The following is a 13,844-nucleotide window of genomic DNA, read 5'->3' as shown; positions in this document are numbered from 1 at the left end:
TGCCGCTTAGTTGCGGATCAGGTTGCGCAGCACGTACTGCATGATGCCGCCGTTGCGGTAGTAGTCCGCCTCGCCGGGGGTGTCGATGCGGACGACCGCGTCGAACTCGACGCCGGTGTCGGTCGTGACCTTCACCGTGCTCGGGGTCGAGCCGTTGTTCAGCTCCTCGACGCCGGTGAAGGAGAAGGTCTCCTCGCCGGTCAGGCCGAGGGAGTCGGCGTTCTGGCCCTCCGGGAACTGGAGCGGCAGGACGCCCATGCCGATGAGGTTCGAGCGGTGGATGCGCTCGTACGACTCGGTGATGACGGCCTTGACGCCGAGGAGCGCGGTGCCCTTGGCGGCCCAGTCGCGGGACGAGCCGGAGCCGTACTCCTTGCCGCCCAGGATGACGAGCGGGGTGCCCTGCTCGATGTAGTTGCGCGAGGCGTCGTAGATGAAGGAGACGGGGGCGTCCTCCTTCGTGAAGTCGCGGGTGTAGCCGCCCTCGGTGCCCGGCGCGAGCTGGTTGCGCAGGCGGATGTTGGCGAACGTGCCGCGGATCATAACCTCGTGGTTGCCTCGGCGCGAGCCGTAGGAGTTGAAGTCACGACGCTCCACACCGTGCTCGGTGAGGTACTTGCCGGCCGGGGTGTCGGCCTTGATGGCACCGGCCGGGGAGATGTGGTCGGTGGTGACCGAGTCGCCCAGCTTCGCCAGGACGCGGGCGCCCTGGATGTCGGAGACCGGGGTGGTCTCCATCGTCATGCCCTCGAAGTACGGGGGCTTGCGGACGTAGGTGGACTCGGTGTCCCACTCGAAGGTGTTGCCGGTCGGGATCGGCAGCGCCTGCCACTGGGCGTCGCCCGCGAAGACGTCGGAGTAGGACTTGTTGAACATGTCCTCGCCGATCGAGTTGGCGACGACGTCGTTGACCTCGGCCTCGGTCGGCCAGATGTCGGCCAGGTGGACGGGCTTGCCGTCCTGGTCGACGCCGAGCGCGTCCTTGGTGATGTCGACCTTCATCGAACCGGCGATGGCGTACGCGACGACCAGCGGCGGGGACGCCAGGTAGTTCATCTTGACGTCGGGGTTGATGCGGCCCTCGAAGTTCCGGTTGCCGGAGAGGACCGAGGTGACGGCGAGGTCGTGGTCGTTGACGGCCTTCGAGACCTCCTCGGGCAGCGGGCCCGAGTTGCCGATGCAGGTGGTGCAGCCGTAGCCGACGAGGTTGAAGCCGACCTTGTCCAGGTACGGGGTGAGACCCGACTTGTCGAAGTAGTCGGTGACGACCTTCGAGCCCGGGGCGAGGGTGGTCTTGACCCACGGCTTGCGGGTCAGGCCCTTCTCGACGGCCTTCTTCGCGACGAGGGCGGCGGCCACCATCACGTACGGGTTCGAGGTGTTGGTGCAGGAGGTGATCGCGGCGACGGTGACGGCGCCGTGGTCCAGCTCGTACGTGGTGCCGTCGGGGGCGGTCACGGTGACCGGGTTCGACGGAACGCCGTTGGAGACGGCCGGGGCGTCGGAGGCCGGGAAGGACTCCTTGCCCGCCTCGGAGTCGTCCGAGACGTAGTTGCGCACGTCCTGGGCGAACTGCTGCGACGCGTTCGCGAGGACGATGCGGTCCTGCGGGCGCTTCGGGCCGGCGATGGAGGGGACGACCGTGGAGAGGTCGAGCTCCAGCTTCTCGGAGAAGTCGGGCTCGGCGGCCGGGTCGAGCCAGAGGCCCTGCTCCTTGGCGTACGCCTCGACGAGCGCGACCTGCTGGGCGTCACGGCCGGTCAGGCGCAGGTAGTTCAGGGTCTCGTCGTCGATCGGGAAGATCGCGGCGGTGGAGCCGAACTCCGGCGACATGTTGCCGATGGTGGCGCGGTTGGCCAGCGAGGTGGCGGCGACGCCCTCACCGTAGAACTCGACGAACTTGCCGACGACGCCGTGCTTGCGCAGCATCTCGGTGATCGTCAGCACGAGGTCGGTGGCGGTGGTGCCGGCCGGGAGCTCGCCGGTCAGCTTGAAGCCGACGACGCGCGGGATCAGCATGGAGACCGGCTGGCCGAGCATGGCGGCCTCGGCCTCGATGCCGCCGACGCCCCAGCCGAGCACGCCCAGGCCGTTGACCATCGTGGTGTGCGAGTCGGTGCCGACGAGGGTGTCCGGGTAGGCCTGGCCACCCCGGACCATGACCGTGCGGGCCAGCTTCTCGATGTTCACCTGGTGCACGATGCCGGTGCCCGGCGGGACGACCTTGAAGTCGTCGAAGGCCGTCTGGCCCCAGCGCAGGAACTGGTAACGCTCGCGGTTGCGGCCGTACTCCAGCTCGACGTTCTGGCCGAAGGCGTCCTTCGTGCCGAACTTGTCGGCGATGACGGAGTGGTCGATGACCAGCTCGGCCGGGGAGAGCGGGTTGACCTTCGCGGGGTCGCCGCCCAGCTCCTTCACGGCCTCACGCATGGTGGCCAGGTCCACGACACAGGGCACGCCGGTGAAGTCCTGCATGATCACGCGGGCCGGCGTGAACTGGATCTCCTGCGAGGGCTGCGCCTGGGAGTCCCAGTTGCCGAGCGCACGGATGTGGTCGGCGGTGATGTTCGCGCCGTCCTCGGTGCGGAGCAGGTTCTCCAGAAGGACCTTGAGGCTGTAGGGAAGGCGAGCAGAGCCCTCGACCTTGTCCAGCCTGAAGATCTCGTACGACTCGTCGCCCACGCTCAGCGTGCTGCGGGCGTCGAAGCTGTTCGCCGACACGACAGTCTCCTTCATATATGTGCGCGTTCCACCGCATCCTGCCGCCACGACGGGTCGCCAATCCGCTAAGGTAAGGCTAAGTTAGGTAACCCTTACCTTCGGACTCGACAGCGGCGCGCGGCTGCGTGCGCCTCGGCAGATATCTCGATGTCGAGATAACTCTAATACATCACCCGTCGGTGCCATCAAGCGGTGCCGTGCGGGGCTCACCGCTGCGCGTACCCACGTACCGCCCTTCCATCGTCGTACGCGGTCCGGGCCTCCACCAGTGCTGGACGTCCCGACCCTCGGCGATTTACTAAGGCAGCCTTATCAACTAGCCTTAGTGTATGAACCAAGAGCCGGACCCCGAGGCGGTCGCCTCCGCCCTGCTCGCGAGCGTCAGCGTGCTGGTGCGGCGCGTGCGGCAGGTCCCCGTCGAGAGCGGGCTGACGATGCCGCAGCGCACCGCGCTGTCCCGGCTGGAGCGGCTGGGCCCCACCACCTCCTCGGCGCTCGCCCGCGAGGTGCAGATCACGGCGCAGGCCATGGGCGCGACGCTCGGCGTGCTGCGCGAGCGCGGCCTCGTCGAGCGCAGCCAGGACCCGGAGGACGGGCGGCGGATGGTCCTCTCCGTGACCGAGGCCGGACGCCGGGCACTGCGGGACAAGCGCAACGAGCGGGTCGAGATGCTCGGCCGGGTGCTGGGCTCCGACGCCTTCAGCCCCGAGGAACTGGCCCAGCTCCAGGCGGTGGCACCGCTGGTCGAGCGGCTGGCCGAGCGTCTCTGAGGCCCCTGAGAGGAAGCAGGCCGATGACGGATCCCGGAGAGACGCTCATGGCGGAGCGGGTCCCCGACGAGCGGTACAAATGGACGGCACTGACCAATACGACCGCCGCGGTCTTCATGTCCGCGCTGGACGGCTCCATCGTGCTGATCGCCCTCCCGGCGATCTTCCGCGGCATCCATCTGGACCCGCTGGCGCCGGGCAACATCGCCTATCTGCTGTGGATGATCATGGGCTACCGGCTGGTCCAGGCCGTCCTGGTGGTCACGGTGGGCCGGCTCGGCGACATGTACGGGCGGGTGCGCATCTACAACAGCGGGTTCGCGGTCTTCACGTTCGCCTCGATCCTGCTCTCCTTCGACCCCTTCGACGGCGGCCGGGGCGCGGTGTGGCTGATCGGCTGGCGCGTGCTCCAGGCCGTCGGCGGGTCGATGCTGACGGCGAACTCGGCGGCGATCCTCACCGACGCCTTCCCCAAGGAGCGGCGCGGCTTCGCCCTCGGCATCAACCAGGTGGCCGCCCTCGCGGGGATGTTCATCGGGCTGGTCGCCGGCGGGCTGCTGACGGCCTGGGACTGGCGCGCGGTGTTCTGGGTGAACGTCCCCGTCGGGCTCTTCTTCACCGTGTGGGCGTACCGCACCCTGCGCGAGACCGGACGGCACGGCGGAGGCCGGATCGACTGGTGGGGCAACATCACCTTCGGCGTCGGGCTGAGCGCGGCCCTGATCGGGGTCACCTTCGGCCTCCAGCCCTACGGCGGACACACCATGGGCTGGACGAACCCGCTGGTCCAGGCGCTCCTCGTGGGCGGGATCGCGCTGCTCGTCGCCTTCGTCGTCGTCGAGCGGCGGGTCGCGGCACCGATGATCCAGCCGGGGCTCTTCCGCAATCGTGCCTTCACCTTCGGCAACCTGGCGGGCCTCGCCATCTCGATCGGGCGCGGCGGGCTCCAGTTCGTGCTGATCATCTGGCTCCAGGGCATCTGGCTGCCGCTGCACGGCTACGCCTACGACGCCACACCGCTGTGGGCGGGCATCTTCATGCTGCCGCTGACCGCGGGGTTCCTCGCGGCGGGGCCCGTGTCCGGGTACCTGTCGGACCGGTTCGGCTCGCGGGGCCTGGCGACGAGCGGCGCGCTGCTCTTCGGCGCCAGCTTCCTCGGCCTGATGGCGCTGCCCATCGACTTCAGCTACTGGATCTTCGCGCTGCTCATCGCGCTGAACGGGATAGCGAGCGGCATGTTCGCCTCCCCCAACTCGTCCTCCATCATGGGCAGCGTCCCGGCCGAGCTGCGCGGAGTGGCCTCCGGGATGCGCGCCACCTTCCAGAACTCCGGCACCGCCGTGTCGATCGGCGTGTTCTTCTCGCTGATGATCGCGGGCCTGGCCGGGAGCCTCCCGCAGACCCTCACCGCGGGCCTCCAGCAGCAGGGCGTGTCGGCGCACGTCGCCGCGCAGGTCGGCGAGCTGCCGCCGGTCGCGTCGCTGTTCGCCGCCCAGCTCGGCGTCAACCCGGTGGAGAACCTGCTCAAGCCCAGCGGCGCCCTGCACCACCTCGACCCGGCGCAGCAGCAGACCCTGACCGGCGGCGAGTTCTTCCCGCACCTGCTCTCCGGACCCTTCCACTCGGGCCTGGTCGTCGTGTTCGCGTTCGGCACGGTCCTCGCCCTCCTCGCCGCGCTGGCGTCACTGCTGCGCGGGCCGGGGCGGGTGCGCACCCGGGCGGCGTCCAGCACCTCGCCCTCCCCCAGGACGCCGGCCCCGGCGTCGTCCGATCTCCAGGAGTAACCAGCACCATGGCACTCAGCACCATCGACCCCACCCCCGCACTGGTCGTGATCGACCTCCAGAAGGGCATCGCCCCGGCCGGGTCCCCGTTCGACCCCGTCGTGGAGCGGTCGGCCCGGCTGGCCGACGCGTTCCGGCGGCACGGCCTGCCGGTGATCCTCGTCAACGTCACCGGGGTCGCGCCCGGCCGCACCGAGTCCGCGCGGCACCGGATCGGCACCGCCCTGCCCGACGGCTTCGCCGACCTCGTGGAGGAACTCGGCGCGCGGCCCGGGGACTTCACCGTCACGAAGCGGCGGCGCAGCGCGTTCCACGACACCGGGCTCGACACCCTGCTGCGCGACCACGGGGTCACCCAGGTCGTGCTGACCGGCGTCGCGACCGGTTCCGGCGTCGAGTCGACCGCACGCTCGGCCGTCGACCACGGCTACCACGTCGTGCTGGCCACCGACGCGATGGACGACCCCGACGCGGCCATCCACGAACACAGCGTGCGGCGCGTCTTCCCCAAGCTGGGCGAGACCGCCACCACGCAGGAGATCATCGACATGGTGGAGGCGACCCGATGACGCTGCTGGGCAAGCTCCTGAAGAACCGCCGGGCCGACGAAACGGCCTCCGCCTGGCACCGCCCCGGCCTCCAGGCCCCCGAGAACCTGGTCCTCACCAGCCAGGACTTCACCGACGGCGCCCCCATGCCGGCCCGGCAGGCGGCGAAGAACATCGGCGGCGAGAACGTCTCCCCGCACCTGACCTGGACCACCCCGCCCGCCGGAACGGCACAGCTGCTGCTCGTCATGGAGGATCTCGACATCCCCCTGCCCCGGCCCGTCACGCACTGCGTCGCGCTGCTCGACCCGTCGTGCACCGAACTGGAGCCCGGTGCGCTCGACGCCCGGCAGCCGGGGTCCGGGGTGCGGCTGCTGCGCGCGAGCATCGGCCGCGGGTACCACGGCCCGGGGCCGATCAAGGGCCACGGACCGCACCGGTACGTCTTCCTGCTGTACGCGCTGTCGGCCCCGCTGGACGCGGCCGACGGGGCACGGCCGCGGGCGCTGCTGTCGTCGATCACGGCGCCGCTCCTCGGACGGGGACGACTGACGGGCACGTACGAGCGCGGCTAGGGGACGCGGGGCGTCTCTGCGGGGGCGGGGCGGACTGATCGAGGGGCGGGTGGGTATTCGGACGCCACCAGCCAGAAGGAGACGACGCCATGCCCCTCACATTCCGCAAGAGCTTCCGCATCCTCCCCGGCGTGCGGCTCAACATCAACCGCAAGTCCTGGTCGATCACGACCGGAGGCGGTTCCCACGGGCCGAAGCACACGCACAGCAGCACGGGCCGTCGCACGACCTCCATGGACCTGCCCGGCCCGTTCGGCTGGCGCAAGACGACCACCAAGCGCCGCTAGAACCACTGACGTCCCGTCACTCCGATGGGCCCCCCAGAATGCGTCATCTCATATCTGAGATAACGTTCACGTCATGGCAGACGACTACCTCGTACGCATCGGCAAGCTCATCCGCGACGCCCGGCAGCACCGGGGCTGGACGCAGACGCAGCTCGCCGAGGCGCTCGGCACCAGCCAGAGCGCCGTCAACCGGATCGAGCGCGGCAACCAGAACATCAGCCTTGAGATGATCGCCCGGATCGGCGAAGCCCTCGACAGCGAGATCGTGTCCCTCGGCTACGCCGGTCCGATGCATCTGCGCGTCGTCGGCGGGCGCCGGTTGTCGGGCTCGATCGACGTCAAGACGAGCAAGAACGCGTGCGTGGCGCTGCTGTGCGCGTCGCTGCTGAACGACGGGCGCACGGTGCTGCGCCGCGTGGCCCGGATCGAGGAGGTCTACCGGCTCCTCGAGGTCCTCAACTCCATCGGCGTGCGCACCCGTTGGATCAACGACGGCGTCGACCTGGAGATCGTGCCGCCGGCCGACCTGGACATGGCCGCCATCGACGAGGTGGCGGCCCGCCGCACGCGGTCGATCATCATGTTCCTGGGCCCGCTGCTGCACCGCATGGACCGCTTCAAGCTGCCGTACGCGGGCGGTTGCGACCTCGGCACCCGCACCATCGAGCCGCACATGATCGCCCTGCGCCGGTTCGGCCTGGACATCGCGGCGACCGAGGGGCTGTACCACGCGCAGGTGGCGCGGGACGTCAGCCCGGACCGCCCGATCGTGCTGACCGAGCGCGGCGACACGGTGACGGAGAACGCGCTGCTCGCGGCGGCCCGTCACGACGGCCGGACGGTCATCCGCAACGCGTCGTCGAACTACATGGTCCAGGACCTGTGCTTCTTCCTGGAGGCCCTGGGCGTCGAGGTCGAGGGCATCGGCACCACGACACTGACGGTGCACGGCAAGCCGAAGATCGACGTGGACGTCGACTACTCGCCGTCCGAGGACCCGGTCGAGGCGATGAGCCTGCTGGCCGCGGCGGTCGTCACGGAGTCCGAACTGACCGTGTGCCGCGTCCCGATCGAGTTCCTGGAGATCGAGCTCGCGGTCCTGGAGGAGATGGGCCTCGACCACGACCGCTCCGCGGAGTACGTCGCGGACAACGGCCGCACCCGGCTGGTCGACCTCACGGTCCGCCCCTCCAAACTGGAGGCGCCGATCGACAAGATCCACCCGATGCCGTTCCCGGGCCTGAACATCGACAACGTCCCGTTCTTCGCGGCGATCGCGGCCTCGGCCCAGGGCAAGACCCTCATCCACGACTGGGTCTACGACAACCGCGCGATCTACCTGACGGACCTCAACCGCCTGGGCGGCCGCCTCCAGCTCCTCGACCCGCACCGGGTCCTGGTGGAGGGCCCGACGCGCTGGCGCGCGGCGGAGATGATGTGCCCGCCGGCCCTGCGCCCCGCCGTGGTCGTCCTGCTCGCGATGATGGCGGCCGAGGGCACCTCGGTGCTGCGCAACGTGTATGTGATCAACCGCGGTTACGAGGAGCTGGCCGAGCGGCTGAACTCGGTGGGGGCACAGATCGAGACGTTCCGCGACATCTGATCCCCCTGATCCGCGCGGAGCGACCCCGCGCCCCTTTCCGACCTGCCGAGCGGCGGGGCGGGGAGGGGCGCGGTGGCATCTGTGGGCAGTTGTCGGCTGTATTCGGACAAGAGTGAAGATGTGACCCCCGAGTTGTTGAACGGGCGGGATGATTCCGGGACGTCGTCCGGCCCCGCTGTCGGGGCGGACAGGATGAAGGGGGAACTTCCTTGCTCCGTGCTGTCTTCAGACCCTCCAGGCCGTCCGGGTCCACCGCATTCTCGCGGCGGATGATCTCTCTCGCCGCCGGTGGAGCGCTGGCACTGACGGGCGTGGCCGCCCTTCCCGGGTCCGCGCAGGCCGCCACGAGCCCGACGGCGTACGTGGCCAACTTCTACGGCGACTCCCTCTCGGTGGTCGACACGAGCACGAACACGGTCACCCAGAGCATCACCGTCGGCAACAGCCCCGTCGGTGTGGCGGTCGGCCCGTCGGGCGCGCACGCGTACGTGACCAATTTCGACGAGGGCACCGTCTCGGTGGTCGACACGGACAGCAACACGGTCGGCGCGACCGTTCCCGTCGGCAGCAACCCCCTCAGCGTGGCCGTCACCCCGTCCGGGGCCTTCGCCTACGTCACCAACAGCGGCGGGACCACCGTCTCGGTCATCGACACCGCGACCGACGCGGTCACCGCGACCGTCCCGGTCGGCAACGGCCCCAACGGCGTGGCGATCACTCCGTCCGGCGCCACCGCGTACGTCAGCAACAGCGACGCGGCCACGGTCTCGGTCATCGACACCGCCACGAACACGGTGACCTCCACCGTCCCGGTCGGGTCGTCGCCCGCCGGTGTGGCGGTCAGCCCGTCGGGGGCCTTCGCCTACGTCACCAACAGCGGCGGCAACACCGTCTCGGTCATCAACACCGCGACCGACACGGTCAGTTCGACCATCGCGGTCGGCAGCGGTCCCAACGGCGTCGCGTTCGACGCGTCGGGCACGCGGGCCTACGTCGCCGACCGGGGCAGCGACGACGTGAAGGTGATCGACACCGCGACCGCGGCCGTGACGGCGACCGTCCCGGTCGGTGACGGCCCCGCCCGCGTCGCGGTCGCCCCGTCCGGCACGGCCGTCTACGCCACCAACGTGAGCGACGGCACGGTCTCCGCGATCGACACCGGGACCAACCAGGTCACGACCACGATCGGTGGATTCGACGGCCCTTACGGCCTCGCCTTCGCCGGGGCGCCGTCACCGGCGAGGGCCGACATCGACGTACGCCTCACCGCGCAGCCGCACCTGAACATCCTGGTGCCCTACCTCTCCTACACGCTCACCGCCCACAACACCGGCCCCCAGGCGGTCGGTTCGGCGACGCTCACCGCGAAGCTGCCGCCGGGCACCAAGGCCACCAACCTCGCCGCGGGCTGCACCGCCTCCGGCACCACGGTCACCTGCGCCTACGGCGGCATCGCCGACAGCGCGAGCGTGAGCAAGACGTTCCGCGTCCCGCTGAGCCTGCTGACCCTCGGCCCGGTGAAGGTCACCGGTCAGCGCACCGCCTCCGCGCCCAGCGACCCCGGTTCGGCCAACGACACGGCGTCCGTCACCTGCCACGCCGTCTCCGTCGTCCTCGTCACCTGCCCCTGACCCGGGCCCTGCCCGGACCGTCGGCCCGATCGCGCGTGCGCGGTCGGGCCGTCGGCGTGTACGGCTACTTCCGGACCGGGCACACCCCGGGGGTGGCGACCGTGTTGTAGAGCGGGGCGGCCTGGGCCGTCACGTTGACGCTGCCGAGCTGGTTGAGGATCTCGTCGGAGAGCAGGTCCTGCTGGCCCTTGAGCGCGTCGGCGACGGTCGTGTCCTTCGGGAACACCATCTCCGCGGCGACGTTGTCCTGCACGATGCGGGCGAGGTTGTCGAGCGCGGTGAAGACCGGGTCCGCCGGCGGCTCCAGGCCGGGCAGGTCGATCAGGTGGGTGGCGACCTTCGCCGCGTTCATGCAGTCCTTGATGATGATGGTGTTCTGGTTGAGCACGCTGGTGGTCCACTGCGAGATCACCACGCAGTACAGGTCCGCCCACGCCGCCTCGCCCACCTTGGCGCGCCAGGTCTTCATGATGTCCTGCACGCCCTTGATCTGGGCCTGCGAGGCGTGCTCCATGTTGGTGCGGATGGCCGGGTAGACGCTGCCGGAGAACTGCTCGAACGACGCCATGTCGAAGTGCTTGGCGGCGACGGAGGTCTTGATGAACGCCAGGGCGCCGTCGAGGATCGTGGCGCAGGACGTCTGCAGCGCGGCCGGGAGTCCGGCGGACGGCAGGTTCTGGCGGGCCGTGGAGAGCTTGGCCGCGTAGGCCTTCAGGGGCTCGATCCAGGCGGTGGACGTGTCGTCGTTGAAGGCGACCATCATCAGGTCGTGCGGGTCGATGCGGTCGGCGTTCGGCAGGTTGGGGATCTTGTCGGCGAGGTACGAGGCGATCACCGAGAAGACGCCGAGCGGTGTGTGGGCGATGGACTTCGCCAGCTCGAAGGTCTGCGAGACGGGGTTGACGGACTCCTGCCCGTCCTTGGTCACGAGGGTGAACCGGCCGCCCTTGGCGTCGTTCTGGACGACGACCACCGGGGAGAGGTGCTTGATCAACTCGGCTTTGAGTGTCGCGTAGTTGGCGCGCATCCCCGCGTTCACGGCGAACATCGACTCGCGCGCCTGCGTCTGGGTGACCGCCGTGGCGGACACGGTGTCCGCGGCGCTCGGGGTCGCCGAGTAGCCGAGCAGGGCCGCCGTACCGACACCGGTGGCGCCACCTATAAAACCTCTGCGCGTAGCCATCTTCGTTTTCTCCATAGGGATGTCGAGAGCTGCTGATCGGTCATGGGGGGGAACCTTCGGTTGGGGGGATGGGGGGAATGGGGGGGGGACGGCAGGGGCGAGCAGGGAAAGAGCGGCCGCTCTTTCCCTGCCGGACGTGTGGGGCCGGGCCGCTCGGCTACTTGAGGTCGCGCTGCCGGGGCACGACGACGCCGAAGCGGTCCTGGATCGTGGCGAGCGCGGCCTCGTGCACCTGCCGGGCCGGGATGCCCCGCGGGTTGCCCGCGACCGGGAGCGGGCGGGTCGCGGAGGCGTCGCCGATCACGGTGGGGTGGTAGCCGTTGTAGACGGCGCCCTCGGTGGTGAACAGGGTGCACATGTGGGTCATGAAGCCGGCGATGATGACGTTCTCGCGGCCGGTCTTCTTGAGTTCCGCGTCGAGGTTCGTGTCGTGGAAGCCGTTGGGGACGGCCTTCTCGACGACGGCCTCGCCCTTGGCCGGCTTGAGCGCCGGGATGATCTGGCCCGCCTTCGACTTCAGGTCGTAGCCCTTCTCCACGATGTGGACGACCGGCGTGTGCGCCTTGCGGGCCCGGTCCAGGAGCGCCCTGGTGTTCTTGACCGCCTCGCGCCAGCCGGTGAGCTCCATCGTGCCCTCGGTGTACACGTTCTGGTAGTCGACGAGGACGAGCGTGGCGTCGGACAGCTTGGCCGGGGTCTCGTCCAGCTTCATCAGCTGCCGCAGCGTCGTCGTGTCCTTCGCGTGGTTCTTCTCGTGCCCCCGGTCCCGGCTCGCGGCGCCGTCGGTGCGGGTGGCGGCCTCGGAGCTTCCGCCGCATGCCGTCATGGTGGCCGCGAGCACGGCGGCGGCGCCCAGCGCGGCGGCCGAACGGAGCAGCTTCATCAGACGATCTCCTTCTGCGTGGGAACCACGACCCCGTAGAGGTCGGCGATGGTGGCGAGGGCGCTGTAGTGCACCTGGCAGGCGTCGAGGTCGGTGCCCGCGACGGGCAGCGAGCGGGTCGCGGTGGCCTCGGCGACGACGGTCGGCCGGTTGCCGTTCAGGAACGCGCCCTGGGCCGTGAACGCCACGCACATGTGGGTCATCCAGCCCGCGATGACGACGTCCTGGCCCTCCTTGAGGTGCGTGTCGAGGTCGGTGCCGACGAACGCGTTCGGCGCCTGCTTCACGACGACCGCCTCACCCTCGACGGGCGCGACCCTCGGGTGGATCTGGCCGATCTCCGCCCGGATGTCGTACGGGGTGCCCTCGCCGCCGTCGTTGATGACGTGCACGACCTTGGTGCCTGCCTCGCGGGCCCGGGCCAGCAGCTGCGCGGCGGCGTCGAGGGACTTCTCCCAGCCGTCGAGTTCCATGACGCCCCGGGTGTAGGTGTTCTGGAAGTCGATCAGGATCAGCGTCGAGTCGGCCAGCGTCGCGGGCGTCTGGTCGAAGCCGTTCAGCTCGCGCAGCGTGGTTCGGGACATGGGTGTACCGCCTTCGGAGTTACGTGGGAGAGGCGCGGCCCGTGGTGTTCCGCCGAGCCGCGTCACTAACGCTATGAGCCCGCCCGGACGTCTGCAATGACGTCTAACATGCAGATACCGACATGCGGCAGTGGGAGGAACTGTGACGGACAAGGCCGGGCGGCTGATCGTCGTCGTGCTCTTCGAGGGGGTCGACCTGCTCGACGTCACCGGTCCCCCCGAGGTGTTCTCGCTCGCCCTGCGCGAGACCGACGCGGCCGCGGGGTACGAGGTGGTGCTCGCCGCCCGGACCCTGGACCCGGTGACGACGGGCGCCGGGGTCCGGGTCCTGCCGGACCGCACCTTCGCCGAGGTCGCGTCCGGTGCCATCGACACGCTGATCGTGCCGGGGGCCGTGGAGTTCGACGCCGAGCGCCGGGTGCGGCCCCTCGTCGATCCCGAACTGGTCGACTGGGTGAAGGTGCTGGCCGCGCGGACGCACCGGGTCACCTCCGTGTGCGTGGGCGCGCATCTGCTGGCCGCGGCGGGGCTGCTCGACGGCAAGCGGGCCACGACGCACTGGTCGACCGCGCCCCAGCTCGCGGCCGATCATCCGGAGGTGACGGTCGACGCCGACCCGATCTTCATCCGCGAGGGCAATGTGTGGACCGGCGCCGGGATCAGCGCCTGCCTCGATCTGTCCCTCGCGCTGATCGCCGACGACCTCGGCGAGGCGGTCGCCCTGCGGGTGGCCCGCCAGCTCGTGATGTACCTCAAACGCCCCAGCGGGCAGAGCCAGTTCAGCGTTCCGCTGGAGCAGGTCTCCACGACGCGGCGCATCGAGGATCTGCGCCACCACATCCTGCGCCATGTCGCCGAGCCCCTGACGGTCACCGATCTCGCCGCGTACGCGCATGTCAGCGACCGCCATCTGACCCGGCTCTTCAAGACGGAACTCGGCACCACCCCGCACGCGTACATCGAGTCGGTGCGGGTGGAGAAGGCCCGGCACGAACTGGAGTCGTCGGACGCCACGCTCGAACGGGTCGCGGCCGTCTGCGGGTTCGGGACGGTGGACACGCTGGTACGGGCGTTCCGGCGGCGGGTGGGCACGACACCGACGGAGTACCGGCGGCGGTTCCGGGTTCCGCAGGCGCTCTGACGCGTGCCTGGTCGGCCGGTCCGGCCGCTTTCGTCCTGGTCACGGGATGCGGAGGCGGGTCGGGGGTCCGCGGATCCCGACGACCTGAACGGGGACGGGCACCCGGATCTGCTGATGACCGTTTCGACGCGCTC

General features: G+C 70.0%; 12 protein-coding genes. 8 read left to right on the top strand and 4 right to left on the bottom strand.

What is annotated here, in order from left to right:
* Positions 1 to 6: 6 nt before the first annotated feature.
* On the bottom strand, positions 7 to 2,721 hold the full coding sequence (gene acnA, locus ABT127_RS23805; RefSeq protein ID WP_351453503.1) for an aconitate hydratase AcnA: 2,715 nt from the start codon (positions 2,719 to 2,721) through the stop codon (positions 7 to 9).
* Positions 2,722 to 3,050: 329 nt separating this feature from the next.
* Between acnA and ABT127_RS23800 the strand changes: the two genes are divergently transcribed.
* The 7 genes from ABT127_RS23800 (at position 3,051) to ABT127_RS23770 (ending at position 9,919) form a co-directional block, all read left to right on the top strand.
* Positions 3,051 to 3,491 carry a MarR family winged helix-turn-helix transcriptional regulator gene (locus tag ABT127_RS23800; RefSeq protein ID WP_351453501.1) on the top strand — a complete coding sequence of 147 codons (441 nt, stop codon included), beginning with the start codon at positions 3,051 to 3,053 and terminating at the stop codon, positions 3,489 to 3,491.
* Positions 3,492 to 3,514: 23 nt separating this feature from the next.
* Positions 3,515 to 5,275 (top strand): MFS transporter, encoded by a 1,761-nt coding sequence (locus tag ABT127_RS23795; protein WP_351453498.1) that lies wholly within the window; start codon positions 3,515 to 3,517, stop codon positions 5,273 to 5,275.
* Positions 5,276 to 5,283: 8 nt separating this feature from the next.
* Positions 5,284 to 5,844: an isochorismatase family protein gene (locus tag ABT127_RS23790; protein ID WP_351453496.1), complete on the top strand. Its 561-nt coding sequence runs from the start codon at positions 5,284 to 5,286 to the stop codon at positions 5,842 to 5,844.
* Positions 5,841 to 6,398 (top strand): YbhB/YbcL family Raf kinase inhibitor-like protein, encoded by a 558-nt coding sequence (locus ABT127_RS23785; RefSeq protein WP_351453493.1) that lies wholly within the window; start codon positions 5,841 to 5,843, stop codon positions 6,396 to 6,398. The genes ABT127_RS23790 and ABT127_RS23785 overlap by 4 nt, the downstream gene beginning before the upstream one ends.
* Positions 6,399 to 6,487: 89 nt before the next feature.
* On the top strand, positions 6,488 to 6,685 hold the full coding sequence (locus ABT127_RS23780) for a DUF4236 domain-containing protein (RefSeq protein ID WP_351453490.1): 198 nt from the start codon (positions 6,488 to 6,490) through the stop codon (positions 6,683 to 6,685).
* A gap of 73 nt (positions 6,686 to 6,758) precedes the next feature.
* Positions 6,759 to 8,288: a helix-turn-helix domain-containing protein gene (locus ABT127_RS23775; RefSeq protein WP_351453488.1), complete on the top strand. Its 1,530-nt coding sequence runs from the start codon at positions 6,759 to 6,761 to the stop codon at positions 8,286 to 8,288.
* Positions 8,289 to 8,557: 269 nt separating this feature from the next.
* On the top strand, positions 8,558 to 9,919 hold the full coding sequence (locus tag ABT127_RS23770; RefSeq protein WP_351453485.1) for a beta-propeller fold lactonase family protein: 1,362 nt from the start codon (positions 8,558 to 8,560) through the stop codon (positions 9,917 to 9,919).
* Positions 9,920 to 9,983: 64 nt separating this feature from the next.
* Here ABT127_RS23770 and ABT127_RS23765 read toward each other — a convergent pair whose 3' ends face one another.
* The 3 genes from ABT127_RS23765 to ABT127_RS23755 form a co-directional block, all read right to left on the bottom strand.
* Positions 9,984 to 11,102: a hypothetical protein gene (locus tag ABT127_RS23765; protein WP_351453483.1), complete on the bottom strand. Its 1,119-nt coding sequence runs from the start codon at positions 11,100 to 11,102 to the stop codon at positions 9,984 to 9,986.
* 157 nt (positions 11,103 to 11,259) lie between these two features.
* Entirely contained in the window at positions 11,260 to 11,985 is a 726-nt protein-coding gene (locus ABT127_RS23760) for an isochorismatase family protein (RefSeq protein WP_351453480.1), read from the bottom strand.
* The gene (locus tag ABT127_RS23755) at positions 11,985 to 12,569 is read right to left on the bottom strand and encodes an isochorismatase family protein (RefSeq protein ID WP_351453477.1); all 585 of its coding nucleotides are present in this window, start codon (positions 12,567 to 12,569) and stop codon (positions 11,985 to 11,987) included. Before ABT127_RS23755 ends, ABT127_RS23760 begins: the two co-directional genes overlap by 1 nt.
* Positions 12,570 to 12,711: 142 nt before the next feature.
* Here ABT127_RS23755 and ABT127_RS23750 point away from each other — a divergent pair, with 142 nt between their 5' ends.
* On the top strand, positions 12,712 to 13,710 hold the full coding sequence (locus ABT127_RS23750; protein ID WP_351453474.1) for a GlxA family transcriptional regulator: 999 nt from the start codon (positions 12,712 to 12,714) through the stop codon (positions 13,708 to 13,710).
* The last annotated feature ends 134 nt before the right edge of the window (positions 13,711 to 13,844 follow it).

The organism is Streptomyces sp. NPDC001904, from assembly GCF_040297005.1.
GTDB lineage: Bacteria > Actinomycetota > Actinomycetes > Streptomycetales > Streptomycetaceae > Streptomyces.
This window is presented reverse-complemented; position numbering and strand designations above follow the sequence as displayed.